At 60.5% G+C, this 299-nt stretch carries 1 protein-coding gene; it reads right to left on the bottom strand.

All coding sequences use genetic code 11. The annotated features are described in order from the left end of the window. Window positions 1-299, bottom strand: a 299-nt coding sequence (locus tag AO388_RS07165) for an RHS repeat domain-containing protein (protein ID WP_161937158.1), incomplete at both ends; no start/stop codon positions are given.

Raw genomic sequence — 299 nt, 5'->3', positions numbered from 1 at the left:
GCGTACTGCCACGCTTTGCGGCCCATGCTGTCGTAGCCGAAGCAACTGGTGAGTTTGCTCTGGGTGCGGTAGACCTCGCGGTGCAGGTCGTCGCGCTCCATGTCGCTGATCAGTTGGCCATCGAGGTTCAGTTGATGCAGGTGACCGCTGCCGTAGTACAGGTGATTCAGGTGCTGGCCGGTGGGAAGGGTCAGTGTGGTCAGGTTGCTGAGCGGATCGTAGTCGTAGGCCAGCGCGCCCTGGGGCGACGATTCCTGTGTCAGGCGGCCCAGAATGTCGTAAGCGAATTCCAGTTTTTC

The organism is Pseudomonas sp. ICMP 10191, assembly GCF_001467335.1.
In the GTDB taxonomy this organism is placed as follows: Bacteria; Pseudomonadota; Gammaproteobacteria; order Pseudomonadales; family Pseudomonadaceae; genus Aquipseudomonas; species Aquipseudomonas cerasi.
Note: the sequence above shows the minus strand (reverse complement) of the source record. Positions and strands in the feature narration are given on the sequence as shown.